This window comes from Campylobacter sp. CH278 (genome assembly GCF_004378845.1).
In the GTDB taxonomy this organism is placed as follows: domain Bacteria; phylum Campylobacterota; class Campylobacteria; order Campylobacterales; family Campylobacteraceae; genus Campylobacter_D; species Campylobacter_D jejuni.
This window is the reverse complement of record NZ_RYXZ01000003.1, coordinates 66,061-86,146: the sequence shown is the minus strand read 5'-3', so window position 1 is coordinate 86,146 and position 20,086 is coordinate 66,061. Positions and strand designations below refer to the sequence as shown.

Here is a 20,086-nt window from a genome sequence, read left to right as displayed (position 1 = left end):
TCAGCATAAAAACCAAACTTTAAAGATATAATTGTATCAAACTAACAATAAAAAAGGATAAATAATGCAAGAAAAAACAATTTTTGAACTCATAGTTGAAGGTAAACTTCCATGCAATAAAGTGCTTGAAAGTGATGATTTTCTAGCATTTCATGATATTGCACCCAAAGCACCTATACATATACTTATAATCCCTAAAAAACATTTTAAAGACTTTCAAGAATTTGATCCTGAACTTATGGCCAAAATGACAAGTTTTATACAAGAATTAGCTGTTCTTTTAGGCGTAGATAAAAGTGGATATCGCTTAGTAACAAACTGTGGAAAAAATAGCGGACAAGAAGTTTTTCATTTGCATTTTCATATGCTTGGAGGTTTTGAACTGCCTAAGGAAAAAACAAAAAAAGAAAATCCTCAAGCTTTATTTTAATTTAAATGGTAGAAAAACTACCATTTAAATTATTTTGTCAGAGGTAGCAACATTCCCTCGTATAATTTTTGATAAATTTCATCACCGCATAACTTTTTAGCTAGTTCTAAACCAAAAAGAATTGCCGTAGCTGGACCTGCTGAAGTTATAACATTTTTATTTACAACTACAGCCTTGTTAACACGATTTCCATTAAGTCCAACTTCACAACTAGGATAGCAAGCAAACTCGCCCTCTAAAACACCTGCTTCATTTAAGACTATAGGAGAAGCACAGATTGCGGCAACAATTTTATTTTTGCTGTGAAGTTGTTTAATGATATTTAAAATAACATTTGAATTCTTAAGATTCATCATACCTTCAAAGCCACCCGCTAAAGCAATGGCATCTAGATTTTCTATATCAACACTCTCTATAGAACAATCTGCTTTTATACTAATGCCATTAGCACCTTTTACTAATAACTCGCTATTTAGCGAAGCTATAACAACTTCCAAATCTGGATTTAATTCTCTTGCTCGTTTTAAAACATCTGCAATTCCTATAAATTCAGCTTCTTCGAAACCTTGAGCCAATGGAATTAATACTTTTTTACTCATTTTGTTCTCCTTTTTTATATTTTTTAAATCTTTCTTCTCTTTCTTTGTTTTTTTGCATCATTTGACGATTAAAACCTATAATCAAAACAATCATTAAAAACACAAAAATAACTATTAGAATGAAATCTAAAATTTCCATAAATACAACCTTATTTTTGAGAAATTCTAACACATTTTTTTAAATCTTTAGAGAAAATTCAAAGATATTTCTATAAAATCTTTTCTTTAAATAATTTCTCTGAAAAGGTTTAAAAATTGAATCAAAAAAATATAAGAATTTTTGTTTTTTTTGTTATTATTATTTTATGGGGCTATTTTTCTTTCCCAATAGAAATATTAAAAATTCAAGATCCTAGTGGAGTTGTGAGCTATGGCTATACAGAAAATGTAAAAGCTTATTTAAAAAGTTATCTTATTACGCTTTTATTAACTGCTTGTGCTGTTATTATCGGAGTGATTATTGGTTTTAGTTTAGCTATTTTACACTTCTCTAAATTTAAAACGCTTAATTTTATTATAGATGAATATATAGACATTATACGAGGAACACCAGTAATTTTACAATTAATGATTTTTGCTTTTGTAATTTTTACTTTTATAGATAACCTTTATGCAGCTATTCTTGCACTAGGACTTAATAGCTCGGCTTATATAGCAGAAATTGTAAGAAGTGGCATTAATAGTGTAGATAAAGGACAAATGGAAGCTGCAAGAGCAATGGGACTTGATTATAAAACTTCAATGAAAGAAATTATTCTTCCTCAAGCTACTAAAAATATTTTACCTGCATTAGCTAATGAATTTATTTCTTTATTTAAGGAAACTTCTGTTGTAGGATTTATTAGTGTTATTGATATTACTATGCAAAGTCAAAGCTTACAAGCCGTACTTTACAATCCAAAACCTATTATTTTCACTGGGCTTGTTTATTACGTAAGTGTAAAAATTTTTAGTTATTTTGCAAAAAAACTTGAACTTAGGATGAATAAAAATGATTGAAGTTAAAAATTTACAAAAAAAATATGGAGAATTAGAAGTTTTAAAAAATATTAACACTACAATCTCAAAAGGCGATGTGATAGCTATCATAGGTCCAAGTGGAGGCGGAAAAAGTACATTTTTACGCTGCATCAATCGCTTAGAACTAGCTGATAGTGGGGAAATTTTAATTAATAAACAAAACATACTTGATAAAGAAATCGATATTAATAAGATTAGGCAAAAAGTTAGCATGGTGTTTCAGCATTTTAATCTTTTTGCTAATAAAAATGTTATGGAAAATTTATGTTTAACACCCATTAAAACGGGAATTTTAAGTCAAGAAGAAGCCATAAAAAAAGCAAAAATACTTCTTACCAAGGTGGGTTTAGCAGACAAAGAAAATATAATGCCCCATAAGCTCTCTGGTGGACAAAAACAACGCATAGCTATTGCTAGAAGCTTGATGATGAATCCTGATGTTATTTTATTTGATGAGCCTACTTCAGCTCTAGATCCTGAAATGATAGGCGAGGTTCTAAGCATTATGAAAGATGTTGCAAAAGAAGGTTTAACTATGCTTGTAGTAACTCATGAAATGGGTTTTGCTAGAAATGTTGCCAATCGTATATTTTTTATGGATAAAGGAAAAATCGCTGTTGATGCAAGCCCTAAAGAAGTATTTGAAAATCCTAGCAATGAAAGATTGAGAGAATTTTTAAACAAGGTTTTAAATCATTAATTCATAAGCCATTAAGGCTTATGAATTTTAATCCCAACATTCAGCGTTTTTAATTCCAAGTTTGCTAGCATTAAATTTAGGATCTATACCAGATTTTTGTTGCGTATTAAAATCTTTTAAAACTTTATTTACTATACCACCTAAAAGCAATAAAGATATAATATTTGTCGTTGCCATGAAAGCCATAGTTAAATCAGCCAAATTCCAAGCAAGTTTTAAATTCATTTGCGAGCCAATAAAAATCATAGCCACAGCTGTAATTCTAAACAAATTCATTACAAATTTGGAATTTGTTAAATATTTAACATTAGCTTGAGCATAATAATAATTTCCTATTAAAGAAGTTATTGCAAAAAGAACAATAGCTATAGTAATAAAATGGATTCCAAAGCTACCATAATACTCACGCATAGCTTCTTGAACTAAAGGCATTCCACCATCAATTTTACTTTCTCCAAGTCCTAAATATGCCATAGAAAAAAGAACTAAAAATCCAGAACTTGTACAAACAACAACATCAATTAAAACTGAAAAGGCTTGTATAACACCTTGTTTAGCTGGATGACTTGTCAAAGCTGCTGCAGCTGCATTAGGTGCTGAGCCCATACCCGCTTCATTTGAAAAAAGTCCTCTTTTAATCCCTATAACTAAAGCAGAACCAGCAAAACCACCAAAAATCGCTTTAAAATCAAAAGCACTTTGTAAAATCATATGAACCACAGAAGGAATTTTATCAAAATTCATTAAAACAGCAATCACAGCAAGCAAAACATAAGCTAAAGCCATAAAAGGAACAATTAAAGAACTAATTTTACCTATTTTAGCATGGTGAGAAAAAAACATCCATGCGCCAAAAATAGTTAAAACAATACCAATGATCATTGGCCAAGAACTTGATGCAAAATCTACAGCAGCATTTGGATTAAACATATCATAATAAACTTTAAAAGATGAAGTCATTGTTTGACTTTGAAGTCCGTTAAATCCATAAGCATAAGTAATAATAAGAATAAAAGCAAAAAAAGCTCCAAAAAAATGTGAGCCTAAGGCTTTTTTTATATAATAGGCTGGACCACCTTTAAATCCACCTGTATCATCTTTTGATTTGTAAACTTGAGCTAAGGTACTTTCAGCAAATGCTGAGGCACCACCAAAAAATGCCATAACCCACATCCAAAATAAAGCACCAGCGCCACCTGTAGCCAATGCCAAAGAAATTCCAGCGATATTTCCTATACCAACTCTAGAAGCAGTTGAGATCATCAATGCCTGAAAAGGTGAAATATGTTCTTTAGTGTGTCCTTCGTTTTTTTCTGTAAGAATTTTAAATACAGAACTCAACATACGAAACTGAACAAAGCGAGTTAAAAAGCTATAATAAAGTCCACAAACAATAAGCAAAACCACCATGATAATGTCTGTATTTGGGACAATCTTATTAGCTATAATATCAGACGCTTTATTGGCAAAATCTAGCATAATATCTAAATTCATCCAAACTCCTCAAAAAATAATCTAAATTTTACTTTAACATAATTTTTATAAAAAGGACTTTATGATTTTATTTGTTTTAAGTTATTGTGTAAATTTGAAACTTTTAAGAAACAAAATTACTAAAATTTTGTCTTAAAGCTTCATAAGAGATTATACCAACGCTTGTAGCTAAATTTAAACTTCTTCCATAAGATTTCATAGGTATAGTTATAGCATTTTGCCAATTTAATTGCATTAATTCCATAGGCAAACCATAACTCTCACTTCCAAAGAATAAGAAATCATTTTTTTGAAATTCTGCATCAAAATAAGCTTTTTGACTCTTGGTTGTTGCGAAAAAAAAGCGATTTTTATAAATCATATTTTCATTTAAAAATTCTTCAAGATTCTCCCAAATAATGGGTTCTAATTTATCCCAGTAATCAAGCCCTGCTCTTCTAACAGCCTTTTGAGAAATATCAAAAACAGTTGGTTTAACGATATGAAGTTTAAAACCAGCATTAAAACACATTCTACCTATACTACCTGTATTTTGCGGTATTCTAGGGTGAACTAAAACTATATTAAACATATTTATACTAGAACTCTTTGAATGTTAGGATTTAGTTTTACTAAAATTTCATAGTTAATAGTATGAAAAAAATCAGCCCAAATATCAGCATCTTTAAACACGCAAATTTCCTCACCAGAATTTTCACAAGAAAAACTATCCATTGACATCTTTCCAAGTATTACTTTTCCATTTCCAAGCACTAACTCCCCTTTTCCATTGTAACGGAAAAGACCATCAGCATAACCCAAATCATAAGTTGCTACTTCCATATCCTTTGTAGCAGTAAAAATACCTCCATATCCTATACTCTGTCCTTTTTGTAAAATCCTTTGACTTAATCTATGAGCATACAAGCTTAAAACTCTTTTTAAATTTGAATCCCCATATCCAAATTGAACAAGCCCAACTCTACAATATTCATCTTCAGGAATTTTCCCTCTAAATAATGCTGCAGAATTATGCGAATGAAATAATAAATTTGAAAAATATTTTTTTACTATCTTTTTAGCTTTTTGAAAATTTTCTTTTTGAACAAAAAAACTTCCATCCATTTCATCTGCACTAGCAAAATGTGTAAACATTCCAGTAAGTTTTAAATCACTACTTTGAATAAGATCTATAGCATACTCTAAATTTTCTACACAAATTCCATTGCGATGCATGCCTGTATCTATTTTTAGATGTATTTTTACATCTTGCTTGTATTTTTTTACTTGGGAAATATCATTTAAAGCATAAATAAATCGAGAATTTTCATTACCATGAGGACGATGTGATAGTATTAATATATTCTCAAAAAATTCTTCGATTTCTTGAGCTTCTTCTTCACTCTTAACAGCAACAAAAGAAACTCCTAAATTTTTGGCTAATGGAGCTAAAAGCTTAGCTCCATGTCCATATGCATTATCTTTAAAAACGCAAATTAATCTTTGAAAACTTCCTATTTTTTTAGCAATATGTCTTAAATTATATTCATAAGCTTTTTGATCAATTTTTATTAAAGACATTTATTGCTCTGCTAAAATTTTCATTTTACCTTTACTATCTATCTTAACGTATAAAATTTTATCGCCTCTAAACTGATAGTTTTTAGTGTAATAATCCTCATAAAATGAAATTCTATACATAGTTTCATTTTCTAAATTCGGATAAGGGCTGATATTAATATCTGAAAATTTAATTTTTTTATCTTCTTTACGAGAAAAAATAGATTTTTTCATGGAAGCAAACTGTTCAAATTTCATTTTATCAAAACGTTTAAATTCTTGCTCATCATAAAAACTCAAATAGGTATTAGTGTCACTATTTGTCCAAGCTAGTTTCCATGTAAAAAGATCAGCCAATAAACTAGCTATTTGATCCTTTTTAGCTCTAATTTTTTCTTTTTCTTCTGTCATAACAAAAATTTTTTTATCTTGTACAACTTGTGCAAATTTCTCTAAATTATTATTAAATAAAGCAATACACCCTCTTGTTTTAAATTCATCAAGTCTAGAACCATCTAAAGGATAGCCATGGATCCAAATACCACCACCTGTTTTTCCTTGTACTTTATCAAGTAAATTTGGATAAGTTGTAGCAAAAGCAAAGGGACCATAATAAGGATCACCTGGATTAAATTTACGACCTAACTCATAAAAACCTACTGGCGTTTTTAAATCTCCTTCTATTTTTTTATCGCCCATTAATCCAGTTATTATGTCTTTTTGTTCAAAATCTTTTCTTATTTTTCCGTCCTCGTAAGAATAAACACGAAGAATTTTATCTGTTTTATTTGTAAGCACAATAGCAACATTATCATCATAGTATCCAAGTGAAATATTTTTATCTCCTATTTCACTTAACCAAAAATCCTTTTGAGTCAATTCTTTTTCGATTGCCGCACCAACAGCATCTAGTCCTTGGTTAAGGTAAATTTTAACAAGATCTGAAGCATGCAATATCATTGTAGAAAGCGTAATTAATAAAGTAAGTCGTTTTAGCAATGTTTTTCCTTAAGTATTTCAAAATTTTTTAAGTTAAAAATGTTTGTGATTATAGTATTTTTTTTCTTAAAAAATATTAATTATGTTAACAATGAATCTTAATTTATGATATAATTTTTAATAAATCACACAAGGCTTATTTTAAAAGGTTATCTACAATGATAAAAAATTTTTTTATAGGAATATCTTTTTTAGGAATTTTATTTTTGGCTTTTTATGCTTTATATGATAAAAAGAAAGAAAGTGTATTTAGCTTAAACACTTGCCAACTTCTAACTTGTGACTTAAATTTACAAGATTGTGTTTTTTCTTTTAATAAAAAAAATATTGAAGTTTCAGCCTACCCAAAACCTATAAAAATTTTCAATAAAACTACTATAAAAATTAAAAATTTTCCTCATTATTCTAATTTAAAGATTAAAATTTATAGTTTAAATTCCTATATAGGCGATATCATTCCTAAATTTAATATAGTTAATGGTGATATTCTTATAAATTTTATAGGTAGAAGCATTACCGATGATTCTAGATTTAGGGTTGATTTTTTAAACAATAATGCTCCAACTGGTTTTTTCTTTGATTTTGATGTTACTATGCAAAAAAATTTTCAAACAGGTAACACACATTGAAAAATTTTCAAAATTTTATATTCAAATAAAAATATTTTTTGATATAATGAACAAATATTTAATATTATAAAAATAAGGATACAATATGAAAAAAATTCTTCTCTTAGGCACTCTTTTTGCCTTAAATCTTTGGGCTGTTAATGATATAGAGGTAAAAAATGCTTTTGTAAAACAAACTCCACCTCATGCACAAAATAGTGCTATTTTTCTTACCATTTTTAACAATACTGATAAAGACATTGCCCTAATAAATGTTAAAAGCAATATCAGTGAAGTAAGTGAACTGCATACACATATACATAAAGATGGAAAAATAATGATGCAAAAAATTCCTGAAATTATTATAAAAGCTCATTCAAGCACAGAGCTTAAATCAGGAGGTTACCATATAATGCTTTTAAAACTAAAAAAACCTATTATTAAAGACACGAAGGTAAATTTAGTTTTAAAATTTAATAATCACAAAACCATAGAGTTAAAAAATATTGATTCTAAAGAATTTTAATTAATGAGAAAAATTATTTTTATCCTAGCTTTTGCTTTTGTTATTGCTATTTTATATATTATTTTTGATTTTTATGTAATAAAAGATTCTCAAAAAATAACAAAAGCTGATTTTTCTACCCCATTAACTTGCGATCTTAATGTTAAAGACTGCACATATAGTTTTAATAATAAAGAAGTCTTAATTTCCCTAAATCCCAAACCTTTACAATCTTTAGATGTTACAAACCTAAAGATTGTAAATCTAGGAAATTATAACAACTTAGGAATTAAAATTTATGGATTGAATATGTATATGGGTGAAATTAAACCTAAAATACATCAATTAAATTCAACAGATTATGAAAGCAAAATAGTTCTTGCTACTTGCGTTTTGGATACTATGCGTTTTAGGGTAGAATTTATGGATAATAATAAACCCATAGGGTTTTATTTTGATTTTGAGCTAAAAAAATGAAAAAAAATATTATTTTGTTTATAGCTATAGTTGCCATTATTTTAGGTGTAATATTTTTTCTTAAAAATCATCAAAATTCTTATGATTTTATCTTAAAATCAGATTTAAAAGAGGAAACCACCCTAAAAGATTTTAAAGGAGATAAGCTTATTATCTATTTTGGATACACTTATTGCCCTGATGTTTGTCCAGCAACTCTTAGTTTAGTAGGCAAAGCCTTAAAGCAAATCAATAATCCTAAAGCTCACATTCTTTTTATTTCTTTAGATCCAAATAGAGATAATAACTTAAGCAATACAAACGAATGGTTACGATACTTTTACCCAAAAGCAGACGCCTTAATTGCAAAAGATGAAAAAACTCTTCAAAAAATAACAAAACAATATAATGTTCAATATCAAAAAATAAATCTAAATGATTCTTTTATGGGTTATTCTATAGCACATAGCAATATGCTTTATCTTATTGATGAAAAAGGTCATTTTTATAAAGAAATTAGCGATTTAAATCCACAAGAAATTTTAAGAGAACTTAGAATTTTTCTAAATTCTCAATAATTATACTTAAGCAAAAAGATCAGTTGAAAGGTATCTTTCAGCCGTATCATTTAGCATAGTTAAAATTCTTTTATCTGGAAATTTCTTTGCTAACATACTTGCGACAAATACATTTGCTCCACTTGATATACCTACCATTAAACCACTTTTGGCAAGTTCTTTAGCTGTATTTATAGCATCTTCATTGCTTACCGTGATCACTTCATCTATAACTTCTTTATTTAAAATAGTAGGTATAAAATTCGCCCCTATTCCTTGTATTTTATGACTCCCTGCTTCACCTTTGCTAAGCAATGGAGAATTTAGAGGCTCGACTCCAACAATATACACTTTTTCTAATTTTTCTTTTAGTATTTCCCCAACTCCACTGATAGTACCGCCGGTTCCAAAACCAGCTACAAAAATATCAAGTTCATTATCCAAATCTCTTAAAATTTCTAAAGCCGTACTCTTACGATGCGCATTTTTATTTGAGATATTTTCAAATTGAGAAACCATAAAAGAATTTGGAGTATTTAATAATATTTCATTTGCTTTATCAACCGCTCCTTTCATTCCTAAATTTGCAGGAGTTAATTCCAACCTAGCACCAAAGAGTGTTATCATTTGTCTTCTTTCTAAACTCATAGATTCAGGCATTACAACAATAAATTTAAGTCCCAAATCTGCACAAATCATAGCCAAAGAAATTCCAGTATTTCCACTAGTTGCTTCAACTATTGTAGTATCTTGATTAATTTTTTTGCTATCTAAAGCATCTTTAATCATTTCAAAAGCTGCTCTATCTTTTATAGAATGACTAGGATTTAAAAATTCGCATTTAGCAAAAACATTAATACCAAATTTTTTCAAATGTATAATAGGAGTATTTCCTATAAGTTCACTTACTTTTTCATATACTTTCATAATTTTAATATCCTTTTTTATTTAATAATGCATAGTTTTATAAAAGTTTAAAAAAATAAAGTAAATAAAAGATATAAAATATCTGAATTAATTGAGAAAGAAGGCTAGAATTTATCTAGCCGAAGTTTTATTTTTTCTTTTTGCCGCTTGCTTTTGCAACAGCTTCTTTAAGGTTTTTACCTACCTTAAATTTTGCAACTCTTGTAGCAGGAACTTTGATTGTTTTTCCTGTGCTTGGTACTCTAGCTTCTCTAGCAGCTCTTTCTTGAGTTGAAAAAGTACCAAAACCAATAAAACTGATGCTATCACCTTTAGCTAAAACATCAGTAATAGTAGAAATAACTGCATCAGTAGCAGTAGTAGCGTCTTTTTTTGTTAGCCCAGCTGTTTGAGCAACTAATGAAATAAAATCTGCTTTAGTCATAAAAGCTCCTTTGTTTTAATTGAAACGCCTAATTTTAGCATATTTAAAAAACAATATCAAGTAAAAAACAGTTTTTTTAAGTTTTTTTCAAAAAATTTTATTATTTTTTCTTATATCTTTCAAATTCTCCGCTATTATCAATTTCATTACCAATTTTCTCGTATAAATCATAATAAAATTTAACAAATTCTTTACACTTAGGCATAATAGGAAGAAAAATATTATCTTCAATTTCACAAAATCTACTTAAAAACTCTTTTGCATCAAGTCTTAAAGCATAGTGTTTTGCTAATTCATGATAATTTTTTAAAGTTAGTTCTTTAAATTTTTCATAATGCTCTAAGTCAAAATTTATCTTCAAATTATTATTTTCAAAAATCAATACTTCGCTTTCAAAAAGCAAGCTAAGATGAATAAGTCCTTCTGTATAATAAGGTCTAACTTCATCAACCCTTTGCCAAGAAATAAGTCCAATAGCTCTTTTTATAAGTTCATGAAAAACAGGCATTATCAAGTCATCTTGTTCATGATAAAAGAAATTTATAAGTCCACCTGTAGTAGCTTTATATTCTTCTATATTTTTAAAAAAACCACTCTGATTCATTGTTTTTTCAGTATCATTAGCAATAAAAAATATATGACCAAATTCATGGCCTATAGTTGATACTTCATAAACCCTTTTCCAAATTTTTTCCTGATAAAATAAAATATTTCTTCCAAAATCCAAAAATTCTTTATCAAAAACCTCGCTAGAAATTCTCATAAAAGGCTTTATTTTAGCATTTTCATATACAAAATTTATAAAGGCAAATATTTTTTTACCCGCCTTAGAACTTACAAACTCATCATTTGGAACGACTTGAGCTGAGAATAAACCTTTAAGTTCAGCACCATAAAATATCATCGGAGTGCAAATATAAAGTTGAGTTTTTTCTATATTAGATAAAACTTCTTTTTCTAATTCACAATCTTCAAGTCCTATATTTTTATAAACATGTTCAAAACTTTCCTTAATTTCACTGCCAAATTTCAAAACATCAAAATCATTCTCATCTTCTATTCTTATATCCCATTCTAATGCTACCGCATGAGTATAATTATCTTCATAATATTCTAAAGGATGTCCCACTTGTAAAGGTGATTTTACTTTCATCCAAGCAAATTCAGCTTCTTGCCAAGCTTTTATAACTCTATCTTCATCTTTTTCACAAAACGCTAATTTTAATTTTTCAAAATATTCTATATAAGCTTTTTCCTCTTCGTTGCTAGCAAATATTTTAAGCTGATCAATCATATTTTCAAAAGCAAATTCTAATTTTAAAATTTCATTTTCAAAAAATCTCGCATAAGGAACAAATTTCCATAAATTTCCTATTCTAACTAAAACACCATAGCTTCGCTCACAAATTTTTCCTTCTGGAGTTTTTTGATATAAATGATTTTTACGTAAAAATTCCATTGCATCATCTAAATTTGGAAATTGAGTAGATAAAATTTTATTATTTTTTTCTATAATTTCTTTAGTCCAAGAAATTTCAAAAATATTCATAATTAAACCTATATTATGCACTCCTTGTATTAAAGACTGATAAAAATTATTTAAAAGTTTTTTCTCTTTTATTTCATTAATTAAATTTTGATGTTCTTTTTCATAAAACTTTCTAACCTCTTCATAGAACTTATGTTTTAACTCTATAATCTTATCTTCCTTAAAATTGTTTTTTTTCCACTCTTGAACTAAATTTTCTTCCTTTAAATCAACCAAACGCCTAAGTATGGCTAGCATGGTTGTTTTATCTTGTTTTAATTCGCTTAAAGAAATCAAAGATCTAAAATACTCGCCCACATCTTCTTTGTCTAAAAACTCATATAACGCATTATTTCTTTCTTTGTATTTTCTAATCAATTTAGCTATTTCTTTAAAATTATTCATACTTTTATTCTCCTTTTTAACTTTTTTAATTATAATTCATTTTTTAAAATAAGGAGTAAAAATGAGAGATATGGGAGAGCCAAAATTAAAAATTGTAGCTATGCCAAGTGATACAAATCCAGCGGGAAATATTTTTGGCGGATGGATACTTTCACAAATCGATTTAGCAGGAGCTATCGCAGCAAGAGAACTTTCTCCTGAACGCGTTGTAACCATCTCTATGGATAAAGTAGTTTTTAAAGAACCTGTTTTTATAGGCGATATAATTTCTTGTTATTCTAAAGTTGTAAATGTGGGTAATACTTCAATCAGCGTTGAAGTAGAAGTCACAGCTCAAAGAGTGGATTCTCAAGGTTGTACTTCTTGCATTAATGTAACTTCGGCTTTAGTAACTTATGTAAGTGTTACAAGAGATGGAAAGAAAAAGCCTATTAGTGAAGAACTCAAAAAAATTCATGGCTTTTTAAATGCTTAAAGCTTATTTTGTATGATAAAACTTTATCCTTTAAGCTTATCAGCATTTATTTAAACCGCCGCTATTGTATTTTTTATCTAGACATTCTTTGAAAAATTCCTCTCTGGTTTTTGGAATTTTTCCTGGATGTTTTTGTTTCATGTGTTCTAAATACTTATCATAACTAGAAAGTCCCACCAAGGGATGAAAAAACCTTTCGGCTTTTTCATAATAATACTTAAATTTTTTGAAATTCATCAATCTTAATATACTTAGTTTCTTTAAGAGGAATTTTAATTTTACCTAAACAAATTCCTATGCAAGAAATTATAACAAGCAAGGTAGCTATCATAAAGAACACACAAAGAATTGCATTAAGCAAATTTCCAACTTTACTTTGAGTGGCTATTGAAATTTCTTTTTTAATTGTAGAAATTTCTTTTTCATCTTTAGTATTATTTAATTTAAATTCTAAATCTTTAATTTTTTGACTTTGTATGCTAACGGCGGCTACGTGACTTACCGCATTTGCTATTTCATTGCCTTCCTCATAAGGCATAATTTTTTGAATTCCTCCATACAGAGTTGCCACTAAGACAAATACCGCAGGTACTAAAGTAACCCAAGTATATCTTGCCTTGCCCATTTTTACAAGTATAGTTGTAGCAAGAAGCAAAGCCATACCCGCAAGCATTTGATTGCTCACGCCAAAAAGAGGCCAAAGTGTATAAATTCCTCCCTTAGGATCAATGGCACCTTGATAAAGAAAATATCCCCAACCTGTAACACTTAAAGCCGTAGCCAAAAGTCCAGCTGGATAATTATGAATATCTCCTAAAGGTTTATAAACATTACCCAATATATCTTGCACCATAAAACGACAAGCCCTTGTTCCAGCATCTACCGCTGTTAAAATAAATAAAGCTTCAAACAATATAGCAAAATGATACCAAAAAGCCATCAAATCCACGCCGCCAAAAAGTTCATGCAAGATCAAAGCTACACCTATAGCAAAAGTTGGAGCTCCACCTGTCCTTGAAAGTATAGTATGCTCTCCTATATTTGTAGTTAAAGTAGTAATTTCTTCAGGAGTAATACTAAATCCCCAACTTGAAATAGTTTGTGCTACATTTACAACATCTGTTCCTATCAAAGCAGAGCTTGAATTTATAGCAAAATAAAGACCCGGATGTAAAATACAAGCACAAATTAAAGCCATAATCGCCACAGCACTTTCAGCAAGCATAGAGCCATATCCAACAGTCAAAGCATGAGTTTCGTTTTCAAGCATTTTAGGAGTAGTTCCACTAGAAATCAAAGCATGAAAACCACTGATCGCACCACAAGCAATGGTAATAAATAAAAATGGAAACACTCCACCTGCAAATACTGGACCTGTTCCATCAAAATACTGAGTATTTGCTTTTGGCATTTGCAAATCAGGAGCAACCAAAACAATAGCTATAGCCATTACCACAATAACACCGATTTTCAAAAAAGTTGAAAGATAATCTCTTGGAGCAAGTAAAAACCACACAGGTAAAACAGAAGCAATGAAACCATAAGCCATCATAACAATTGCCAAAGTTGGAGCTTCTAAAGTAAATATTTTAGCCAAATAAGGATCAGCAGCTATAACGCTACCATAATGAATAGCTAAAATTAAAAGCACAAAACCTATTATAGAAGCCTCCCCTACTCTACCTGGACGGATAAAACGCATATAAATTCCCATAAATATTGCTATAGGAATAGTCATTGCGATAGTAAATAAACCCCATGGAGATTCTGCTAAAGCTTTTACAACCACCATAGCTAAAATGGCAATAATAATAAGCATAATGCCAAAAATCGCCACCATAGCAACTCCACCTGTAAATTTACCCATCTCATCCTTAATCATCTCGCCAAGACTTCTACCTTTTCTGCGAGTAGATATAAAAAGAACAACAAAATCATGTACAGCACCTGCTAAAACTCCTCCTACTAAAATCCAAAGCATAGAAGGCAAATATCCCATTTGAGCAGCCAAGATAGGTCCTACCAATGGACCTGCTCCTGCAATAGCAGCAAAATGATGTCCAAATAATACAGCTTTATTTGTAGGCACAAAATCACGTCCATCATTTTCTACAAGTGCTGGTGTTGCACGATTTTTATCAAGTTCTAAAACCTTATAAGCTACAAAACGCCCATAAAATCTATATCCTATCATATAAATACATACAGCAGCAACCACCAAATAAATCGCTGATACACTTTCGCCATTTTGTAAAGCTAAATAACCAAAACAAATAGCGCCTAAAGTTGCAACAAATAACCATAAAAATTTAGTACTTAACTGAGTCATATTTCTCCTAAGAAAATAAAATATTTTCAAAGAATAGCAGATTTATAAATTAAATTATGTAGAAAGATGTTTAGTTTTTTCACATTTTAAAAAAATATATGTTTTTTGTTTCTTTAAGTAGCATAAAAACGAAAAGCTTAAAAATAATCTTTAAGCTTTTTTAATCTAAATAAAAAGAGAATTTACACTTTCGTTATGATAAACACGACGTATTACTTCAGCAAAAACAGGTGCAACGCTTAATACTTTAATATTTGGTAATTGCTCTTTTAAAGGTATAGTATCTGTTACCACAAGCTCATCTAAAACTCCGCTTGCTATTCTCTCGTGGGCTTTTCCACTTAAAACTGCATGAGTACAGCAAGCCATAACAGATTTTGCACCTTTTTCTTTTAAAGCTTCTGCAGCTTTAACTATAGTGCCAGCAGTATCAATAATATCATCCACTAAGATAACTTCTTTATCTTTTACATCTCCAATAATATTCATTACTTCACTTTCATTGGCTTTTTCGCGACGCTTATCAACTATAACTATATCAAGTCCTAAATGCTTTGCAACACTCCTAGCTCTTGCGACACCACCTATATCCGGACTTCCTATAATAGCATTTTTAAAATGTTTGGCTTTAATATAATCATTAAAAACTATACTTCCATAAAGATTATCTACTGGAATATCAAAAAAACCCTGAATTTGGCCTGCATGCAAATCTATCGTAGCTACACGATCAATCCCAGATGCTTGAATCAAATTAGCCACAAGTTTAGCAGTAATTGGTACTCTAGGATTTGCTTTTCTATCTTGTCTCGCATAGCCAAAATATGGGATAATAGCCGTAATTGAATTTGCACTTGAGCGACGTAAAGCATCTGTAAGAATTAAAAGTTCCATTAAATTATCGTTTGTAGGAGCGCAAGTACTTTGAATAATAAAAACATCCTTTCCGCGTACACTCTCATCAATTTGAACGCTAATCTCTCCATCACTAAACCGCTTTACTCCAGCATCACTTAAAGGCAGGGAGAGATATTTAGAAACTTGCCTTGCAAATTCGACATTAGCTGAGCCTGAAAAAATTTTATAACCTCGCATAAAAAACCTTAATCAATAAAATTATGAATTAATACAAAAGATTTTAATAAAAAAAATGTTAAAAACTGCTGTAAATTTAAAAAGCTTATATAAAAATATAAGCTTTTTTAAGAAATGTAAGCTGTCTTTTTGGCATAATATCTTACCAACATAGAAAGTGAAAAACATATTATAAAATAAATTCCCGCAACAACACCTATCATCGCTAAAATTTCTTCAAAACTTGTTAGTTTTGCCAATATAGTTTTTGAATTATAAGTAAGTTCAGCTATACCTAAACCCGCTAAATAAGCTGTATCCTTTACAGTGGTTACAATTTGAGATAATAAAGCAGGTATTATTTTTCTAAAAGTTTGTGGTAAAATAATATAAAAAAGAGTAAAAAATTTATCAAAACCTTGAGAATAAGCTGCTTCAAACTGACCTTTTGGTATAGAATTTAATCCACCTCTAATAATTTCAGCCATAACCGAACTCGTATAAAGTGAAAATCCTATAGTACCCCAAAAAGCTTGAGGAAATTGTCCAAAAAATACAGGTAGAACAAAACAAGCTGCAAGCATCCATAATAATAAAGGAGTATTTCTAAAAATATCTATATAGCAAGCTGCTAAAAATTTACTTAATCTATCCCCATAATTTTTAGTTATAGCTAAAAAAGTTCCAAAAACAATCGAAATAATACAAGTTGCTAAGGCTATTTTTAATGTCAGAAATAAACCTTGCATTAAAAATTCAATATTTTGTGCATTAAAAACATTTTCCATTAACAACCCTTTATCTCGTTAAATGTGCTTTTTTTAATTTATTTTCATAAGCCTTTGCGAAATAAGCCAAAGGATAACAAATTATAAAATATAAAACCGCTGCAAATATATAAGCTGGCGCATAATTTCCATAATCAGCTGCATAACTATCAGCAGAATGCATTAACTCAGCTCCACCTACAATAAGCAATACAGAGGTATTTTTGATTAAATTTACCATTTGATTTGTCATCGGTGGTAAAATAATTCTAATAGTTTGAGGTACTATAATATAACGCATTTGCTGAATATAAGTAAACCCTTGAGAAGCAGAAGCTTCAAACTGACCTCTTGGCACAGCCAAAATTCCACTTCTAACCACCTCGCTTACATAAGCTCCGTGATAAGCCCCAACACCCAATACACCAATAGTAAATATATCAAGTCTTATACCTAAAACGGGCAAGGCATAAAACAAAAAGAAAATTTGTATTACCAAAGGAACATTTTGAAAAAGCTCTACGTAAATTCTAGTGTAGGCTCTGATAATTTTAAATCTACTTGTAGCCATAATTCCACCTATAGTTCCAAAAATTGTAGCTATAAGCAAAGCAAGAATGCTTACTTCTAAAGTATAAATAAAACCATTAATAAAAGCATCTTTATTATCCAAAGTATCTAAAAATTTCCATACCGCAAAAGGGCTTATACTATTTTCATCATATAAACCCCAAGAAGTAAGAATTTGTCTTAAATGTTCAACAAAACCTACACTTTCATTCATATTATAAACCCCATTTTTTCGCTAAAGCATCAATTTCATTTTTATGTTCTTTTACAAAATCATCAACATATTTTGCAAAAGCTGGATCATCTTTTTTGGTTACAATACCATAACTTTGTGGTTCAAAACTATTTGGCAAAATTTCACTTTTATCATCCACATAGCCTAACAATATCGATTTGTCTACAGAAAACGCATCAACTCTTTTAGCATCTAAAGCAGCTTTTATACTTGGATAATCAGGAAATTCACTAAATTTAACATCAATGCCAATTTTTTTAGCAGCTTCACCTATAGCTTTTTTTGTAGTTGCAGCTTGAGCCACTCCAATATTTGCACCTTTCATATCAGCTAAAGATTTATAATTTTTTTCTTTTAAAACTAAAAGCCCTATAGCATCTTGATAGTAAGGCTCTGAGAAATTATAAATTCTTTTTCTCTCAGGAGTAATAGTAAAAGTTGCTATCACTGCATCTACACTACCATTATCAAGCAAAGGGCCTCTTGTTTTAGCATTAACTGCAACTAGTTTTATTTTTTTATCATCACCCAATATACTTTTAGCTAGCAATTTGGCAACATCTACTTCGAAACCTTTAATTTCACCTGTTGCTTGATCAAGCAAAGCATAATGCGGAACATCATTTTTAACACCAACTATTAATTGTCCTTTAGATTTAATAGACTCAAGTTTACCTTCTGCTGCATTAGCATTGCTAAATGCAATACAAGCACCTAGAGCAAAAACTGCCAACTTTAACAAAGATTTTCTAAAAACCATTTTTTCTCCTTTCAATTTTGGTTAATTTTTAAGAATTTTCCCTAAAAAGAGTCGCGCTCTTTCAGTTTTTGGATTTGAGAAAAATTCACTAGGAATATTTTCTTCCACAATAGCACCATCTTCCATAAAAATAATCCTATCTGCTACTTCTTTTGCAAAACCCATTTCGTGCGTAACAACCACCATGGTAGTATTGCTTTGATGTGAAATTTCTTTCATTACATCTAAAACCTCTTGTATGGTTTCTGGATCAAGGGCTGAAGTAGGTTCATCAAATAAAATATAGGGTTTTTTAGTACAAAGTGATCTTGCTATAGCAACGCGTTGTTGTTGTCCGCCTGAAAGGGTTGCTGGATAAACATTTGCTTTATCCACTAAACCTACGACTTTTAAATACTTAAAAGCTGTTTCTTCAGCTTCTTTTTTAGATTTTTTTTGAAGTTTCATTGGAGCTAAGGTCAAATTTTGCAAAACCGTCATATGTGGATATAAATTAAAATGCTGAAAAACCATTGCACAATATTTTCGACAAATTTCAATTTTATTTTTATGATTTAAAACAAGATTGTTAACTACAACTTCACCCGAACTAACTTCTTCAAGCCCATTCATACAACGGATAGTTGTACTTTTTCCACTTCCACTTGGACCTATAATAACAAGCTTCTCACCTTCTTTAATAGAAAGATTGATATTTTTTAGAACATGATGAGTTCCGTAGTATTTGTTTACATTTTTTAATTCAATCAAGTTTTTTCCTTTATTTTAACTAAATATAAAATTAATTAGAATTATTTTATCATTAAATAAAGAAAATCACTTCAAAATATAACTTATTTTTACTGATAAATTTAGAAAGTGTAACTTTTTGTAATTTTTATATTTTACACTTTCTCATAGTAAACACCTCTTGGAGAAAAAAACTTTTTAAAATAAATAGTCTCTGGAATCAAATCAGCATTACCAACATAAAGCCGTCCTTTATCATTTAAAATTTTATGAAATTTCTCCATAAGCTTTAGTCTTGATTCATGATCAAAGTAAATAATCATATTTCTAGAAGCTATAATATCAAATTTTCCCAATCTTGAAAATTTTTCTTCAAAAACATTACAAAGTTCAAATTTGCAAGTGCAAAGTTCATTTTTATTAATAGCGTAGAATTTATCTTCGCATTCTATAAAAAATCTTCTTTTTTCACTCTCGCTCAATCGCTGCAAAGTTCTTCCTTGATATTTTCCAAGTTTTGCTTTTTCAATCACGCTTGAATTAATATCAATGCCTAAAATATACATATCTTTAATAAAATTTTGCGCAGCTAATAATGCTAGGGAATACACCTCTTCTCCGCTTGAACAAGGAGCGCTTAGAATATTTACTCTCTTCTCTAAACTTTTAGCATAATAAATTATTTCTTTTAATTGAGCCAATTCTCTTAAAAAATAAGTTTCACCTATAGTTACAAAATCTAAAGTTTCTTGTTTAAGCTGTCTATTGCTTTTTAATTTTCCTAAAAATTCTGAAAAATTTTTAGTATTAGTCCCTTCAAGAAATTTATGCAACTTTAAAGCTAATATATTTTTTTTATCGGTTAAATCAATACCGCTCATTTCGTTGATAATTTTTATAAATTCATTAAGTTCTAATTCGCTAGGAGTTGTTTTCTTTTCCATGCAATTTTCCTC

At 29.3% G+C, this 20,086-nt stretch carries 25 protein-coding genes; 8 read left to right on the top strand and 17 right to left on the bottom strand.

What is annotated here, in order from left to right; genetic code table 11:
* Positions 1–64: 64 nt before the first annotated feature.
* The gene (locus ELQ04_RS03360; RefSeq protein ID WP_002857192.1) at positions 65–430 is read left to right on the top strand and encodes a histidine triad nucleotide-binding protein; all 366 of its coding nucleotides are present in this window, start codon (positions 65–67) and stop codon (positions 428–430) included.
* Positions 431–459: 29 nt separating this feature from the next.
* Here the strand turns inward: ELQ04_RS03360 and ELQ04_RS03355 are convergent, their stop codons facing one another.
* Together ELQ04_RS03355 and ELQ04_RS03350 are read right to left on the bottom strand one after the other, a co-directional pair.
* The gene (locus ELQ04_RS03355; RefSeq protein ID WP_004316389.1) at positions 460–1,029 is read right to left on the bottom strand and encodes a DJ-1 family glyoxalase III; all 570 of its coding nucleotides are present in this window, start codon (positions 1,027–1,029) and stop codon (positions 460–462) included.
* The gene (locus ELQ04_RS03350) at positions 1,022–1,201 is read right to left on the bottom strand and encodes a hypothetical protein (RefSeq protein WP_079264644.1); all 180 of its coding nucleotides are present in this window, start codon (positions 1,199–1,201) and stop codon (positions 1,022–1,024) included. The genes ELQ04_RS03355 and ELQ04_RS03350 overlap by 8 nt, the downstream gene beginning before the upstream one ends.
* 83 nt (positions 1,202–1,284) lie before the next feature.
* On the opposite strand from ELQ04_RS03350, the gene ELQ04_RS03345 reads away from it, so the two are divergent.
* Together ELQ04_RS03345 and ELQ04_RS03340 are read left to right on the top strand one after the other, a co-directional pair.
* On the top strand, positions 1,285–2,028 hold the full coding sequence (locus ELQ04_RS03345; protein WP_004316387.1) for an amino acid ABC transporter permease: 744 nt from the start codon (positions 1,285–1,287) through the stop codon (positions 2,026–2,028).
* On the top strand, positions 2,021–2,749 hold the full coding sequence (locus tag ELQ04_RS03340) for an amino acid ABC transporter ATP-binding protein (RefSeq protein WP_002921723.1): 729 nt from the start codon (positions 2,021–2,023) through the stop codon (positions 2,747–2,749). Before ELQ04_RS03345 ends, ELQ04_RS03340 begins: the two co-directional genes overlap by 8 nt.
* 27 nt (positions 2,750–2,776) lie before the next feature.
* Here ELQ04_RS03340 and ELQ04_RS03335 read toward each other — a convergent pair whose 3' ends face one another.
* From ELQ04_RS03335 to ELQ04_RS03320, 4 genes are all read right to left on the bottom strand, one after another.
* The gene (locus ELQ04_RS03335; RefSeq protein ID WP_044777801.1) at positions 2,777–4,243 is read right to left on the bottom strand and encodes a sodium:alanine symporter family protein; all 1,467 of its coding nucleotides are present in this window, start codon (positions 4,241–4,243) and stop codon (positions 2,777–2,779) included.
* Between the two features lie 103 nt (positions 4,244–4,346).
* Complete coding sequence (locus tag ELQ04_RS03330; RefSeq protein ID WP_044777803.1) at positions 4,347–4,814, bottom strand: tRNA (cytidine(34)-2'-O)-methyltransferase; 468 nt, start codon at positions 4,812–4,814, stop codon at positions 4,347–4,349.
* Between the two features lie 2 nt (positions 4,815–4,816).
* Positions 4,817–5,803, bottom strand: a complete 987-nt coding sequence (locus tag ELQ04_RS03325; RefSeq protein WP_004316385.1) for an alanine racemase — start codon at positions 5,801–5,803, stop codon at positions 4,817–4,819.
* A complete protein-coding gene (locus tag ELQ04_RS03320; protein WP_004316384.1) occupies positions 5,804–6,781 on the bottom strand; it encodes a murein L,D-transpeptidase family protein in 978 nt (325 codons plus the stop codon). It lies immediately after the preceding gene.
* A 158-nt stretch (positions 6,782–6,939) separates the two neighbouring features.
* Between ELQ04_RS03320 and ELQ04_RS03315 the strand changes: the two genes are divergently transcribed.
* From ELQ04_RS03315 to ELQ04_RS03300, 4 genes are all read left to right on the top strand, one after another.
* Positions 6,940–7,410 (top strand): hypothetical protein, encoded by a 471-nt coding sequence (locus tag ELQ04_RS03315; protein WP_044777804.1) that lies wholly within the window; start codon positions 6,940–6,942, stop codon positions 7,408–7,410.
* A gap of 85 nt (positions 7,411–7,495) precedes the next feature.
* Positions 7,496–7,915, top strand: coding sequence for a copper chaperone PCu(A)C (locus ELQ04_RS03310; RefSeq protein ID WP_044777806.1), 420 nt, complete (start codon positions 7,496–7,498; stop codon positions 7,913–7,915).
* Positions 7,916–7,918: 3 nt separating this feature from the next.
* Positions 7,919–8,371: a hypothetical protein gene (locus tag ELQ04_RS03305; protein WP_004316381.1), complete on the top strand. Its 453-nt coding sequence runs from the start codon at positions 7,919–7,921 to the stop codon at positions 8,369–8,371.
* Positions 8,368–8,928, top strand: coding sequence for an SCO family protein (locus tag ELQ04_RS03300; protein WP_004316379.1), 561 nt, complete (start codon positions 8,368–8,370; stop codon positions 8,926–8,928). Before ELQ04_RS03305 ends, ELQ04_RS03300 begins: the two co-directional genes overlap by 4 nt.
* A gap of 6 nt (positions 8,929–8,934) precedes the next feature.
* Here the strand turns inward: ELQ04_RS03300 and cysM are convergent, their stop codons facing one another.
* The 3 genes from cysM to ciaB all read right to left on the bottom strand — a co-directional run bounded on the left by cysM (position 8,935) and on the right by ciaB (position 12,191).
* Positions 8,935–9,834, bottom strand: coding sequence for a cysteine synthase B (gene cysM, locus ELQ04_RS03295; RefSeq protein WP_004316377.1), 900 nt, complete (start codon positions 9,832–9,834; stop codon positions 8,935–8,937).
* Positions 9,835–9,961: 127 nt separating this feature from the next.
* Positions 9,962–10,258, bottom strand: coding sequence for an HU family DNA-binding protein (locus tag ELQ04_RS03290; RefSeq protein WP_002859562.1), 297 nt, complete (start codon positions 10,256–10,258; stop codon positions 9,962–9,964).
* 100 nt (positions 10,259–10,358) lie between these two features.
* Positions 10,359–12,191, bottom strand: coding sequence for an invasion protein CiaB (gene ciaB / locus ELQ04_RS03285; protein WP_004316375.1), 1,833 nt, complete (start codon positions 12,189–12,191; stop codon positions 10,359–10,361).
* A gap of 61 nt (positions 12,192–12,252) precedes the next feature.
* On the opposite strand from ciaB, the gene ELQ04_RS03280 reads away from it, so the two are divergent.
* On the top strand, positions 12,253–12,666 hold the full coding sequence (locus ELQ04_RS03280) for an acyl-CoA thioesterase (RefSeq protein WP_002897484.1): 414 nt from the start codon (positions 12,253–12,255) through the stop codon (positions 12,664–12,666).
* Positions 12,667–12,705: 39 nt separating this feature from the next.
* On the opposite strand, the gene kcuS is transcribed toward ELQ04_RS03280, so the two are convergent.
* From kcuS to ELQ04_RS03240, 8 genes are all read right to left on the bottom strand, one after another.
* Positions 12,706–12,903, bottom strand: a complete 198-nt coding sequence (gene kcuS / locus ELQ04_RS03275; RefSeq protein WP_002897482.1) for a KCU-star family selenoprotein — start codon at positions 12,901–12,903, stop codon at positions 12,706–12,708.
* Positions 12,884–14,995: a carbon starvation CstA family protein gene (locus ELQ04_RS03270; RefSeq protein ID WP_044777810.1), complete on the bottom strand. Its 2,112-nt coding sequence runs from the start codon at positions 14,993–14,995 to the stop codon at positions 12,884–12,886. Before ELQ04_RS03270 ends, kcuS begins: the two co-directional genes overlap by 20 nt.
* A 165-nt stretch (positions 14,996–15,160) precedes the next feature.
* Complete coding sequence (locus tag ELQ04_RS03265) at positions 15,161–16,090, bottom strand: ribose-phosphate pyrophosphokinase (protein ID WP_004316371.1); 930 nt, start codon at positions 16,088–16,090, stop codon at positions 15,161–15,163.
* Positions 16,091–16,197: 107 nt separating this feature from the next.
* Positions 16,198–16,857 carry an amino acid ABC transporter permease gene (locus tag ELQ04_RS03260; protein WP_004316369.1) on the bottom strand — a complete coding sequence of 220 codons (660 nt, stop codon included), beginning with the start codon at positions 16,855–16,857 and terminating at the stop codon, positions 16,198–16,200.
* 10 nt (positions 16,858–16,867) lie between these two features.
* The gene (locus ELQ04_RS03255; RefSeq protein ID WP_134224438.1) at positions 16,868–17,620 is read right to left on the bottom strand and encodes an amino acid ABC transporter permease; all 753 of its coding nucleotides are present in this window, start codon (positions 17,618–17,620) and stop codon (positions 16,868–16,870) included.
* Position 17,621: 1 nt separating this feature from the next.
* On the bottom strand, positions 17,622–18,401 hold the full coding sequence (peb1A, locus tag ELQ04_RS03250; protein ID WP_004316363.1) for a bifunctional adhesin/ABC transporter aspartate/glutamate-binding protein PEB1a: 780 nt from the start codon (positions 18,399–18,401) through the stop codon (positions 17,622–17,624).
* A gap of 21 nt (positions 18,402–18,422) precedes the next feature.
* Positions 18,423–19,151, bottom strand: coding sequence for an amino acid ABC transporter ATP-binding protein (locus tag ELQ04_RS03245; RefSeq protein ID WP_115794509.1), 729 nt, complete (start codon positions 19,149–19,151; stop codon positions 18,423–18,425).
* A 134-nt stretch (positions 19,152–19,285) separates the two neighbouring features.
* Positions 19,286–20,074, bottom strand: a complete 789-nt coding sequence (locus tag ELQ04_RS03240; protein ID WP_004316358.1) for a CheR family methyltransferase — start codon at positions 20,072–20,074, stop codon at positions 19,286–19,288.
* Between the last annotated feature and the right edge of the window lie 12 nt (positions 20,075–20,086).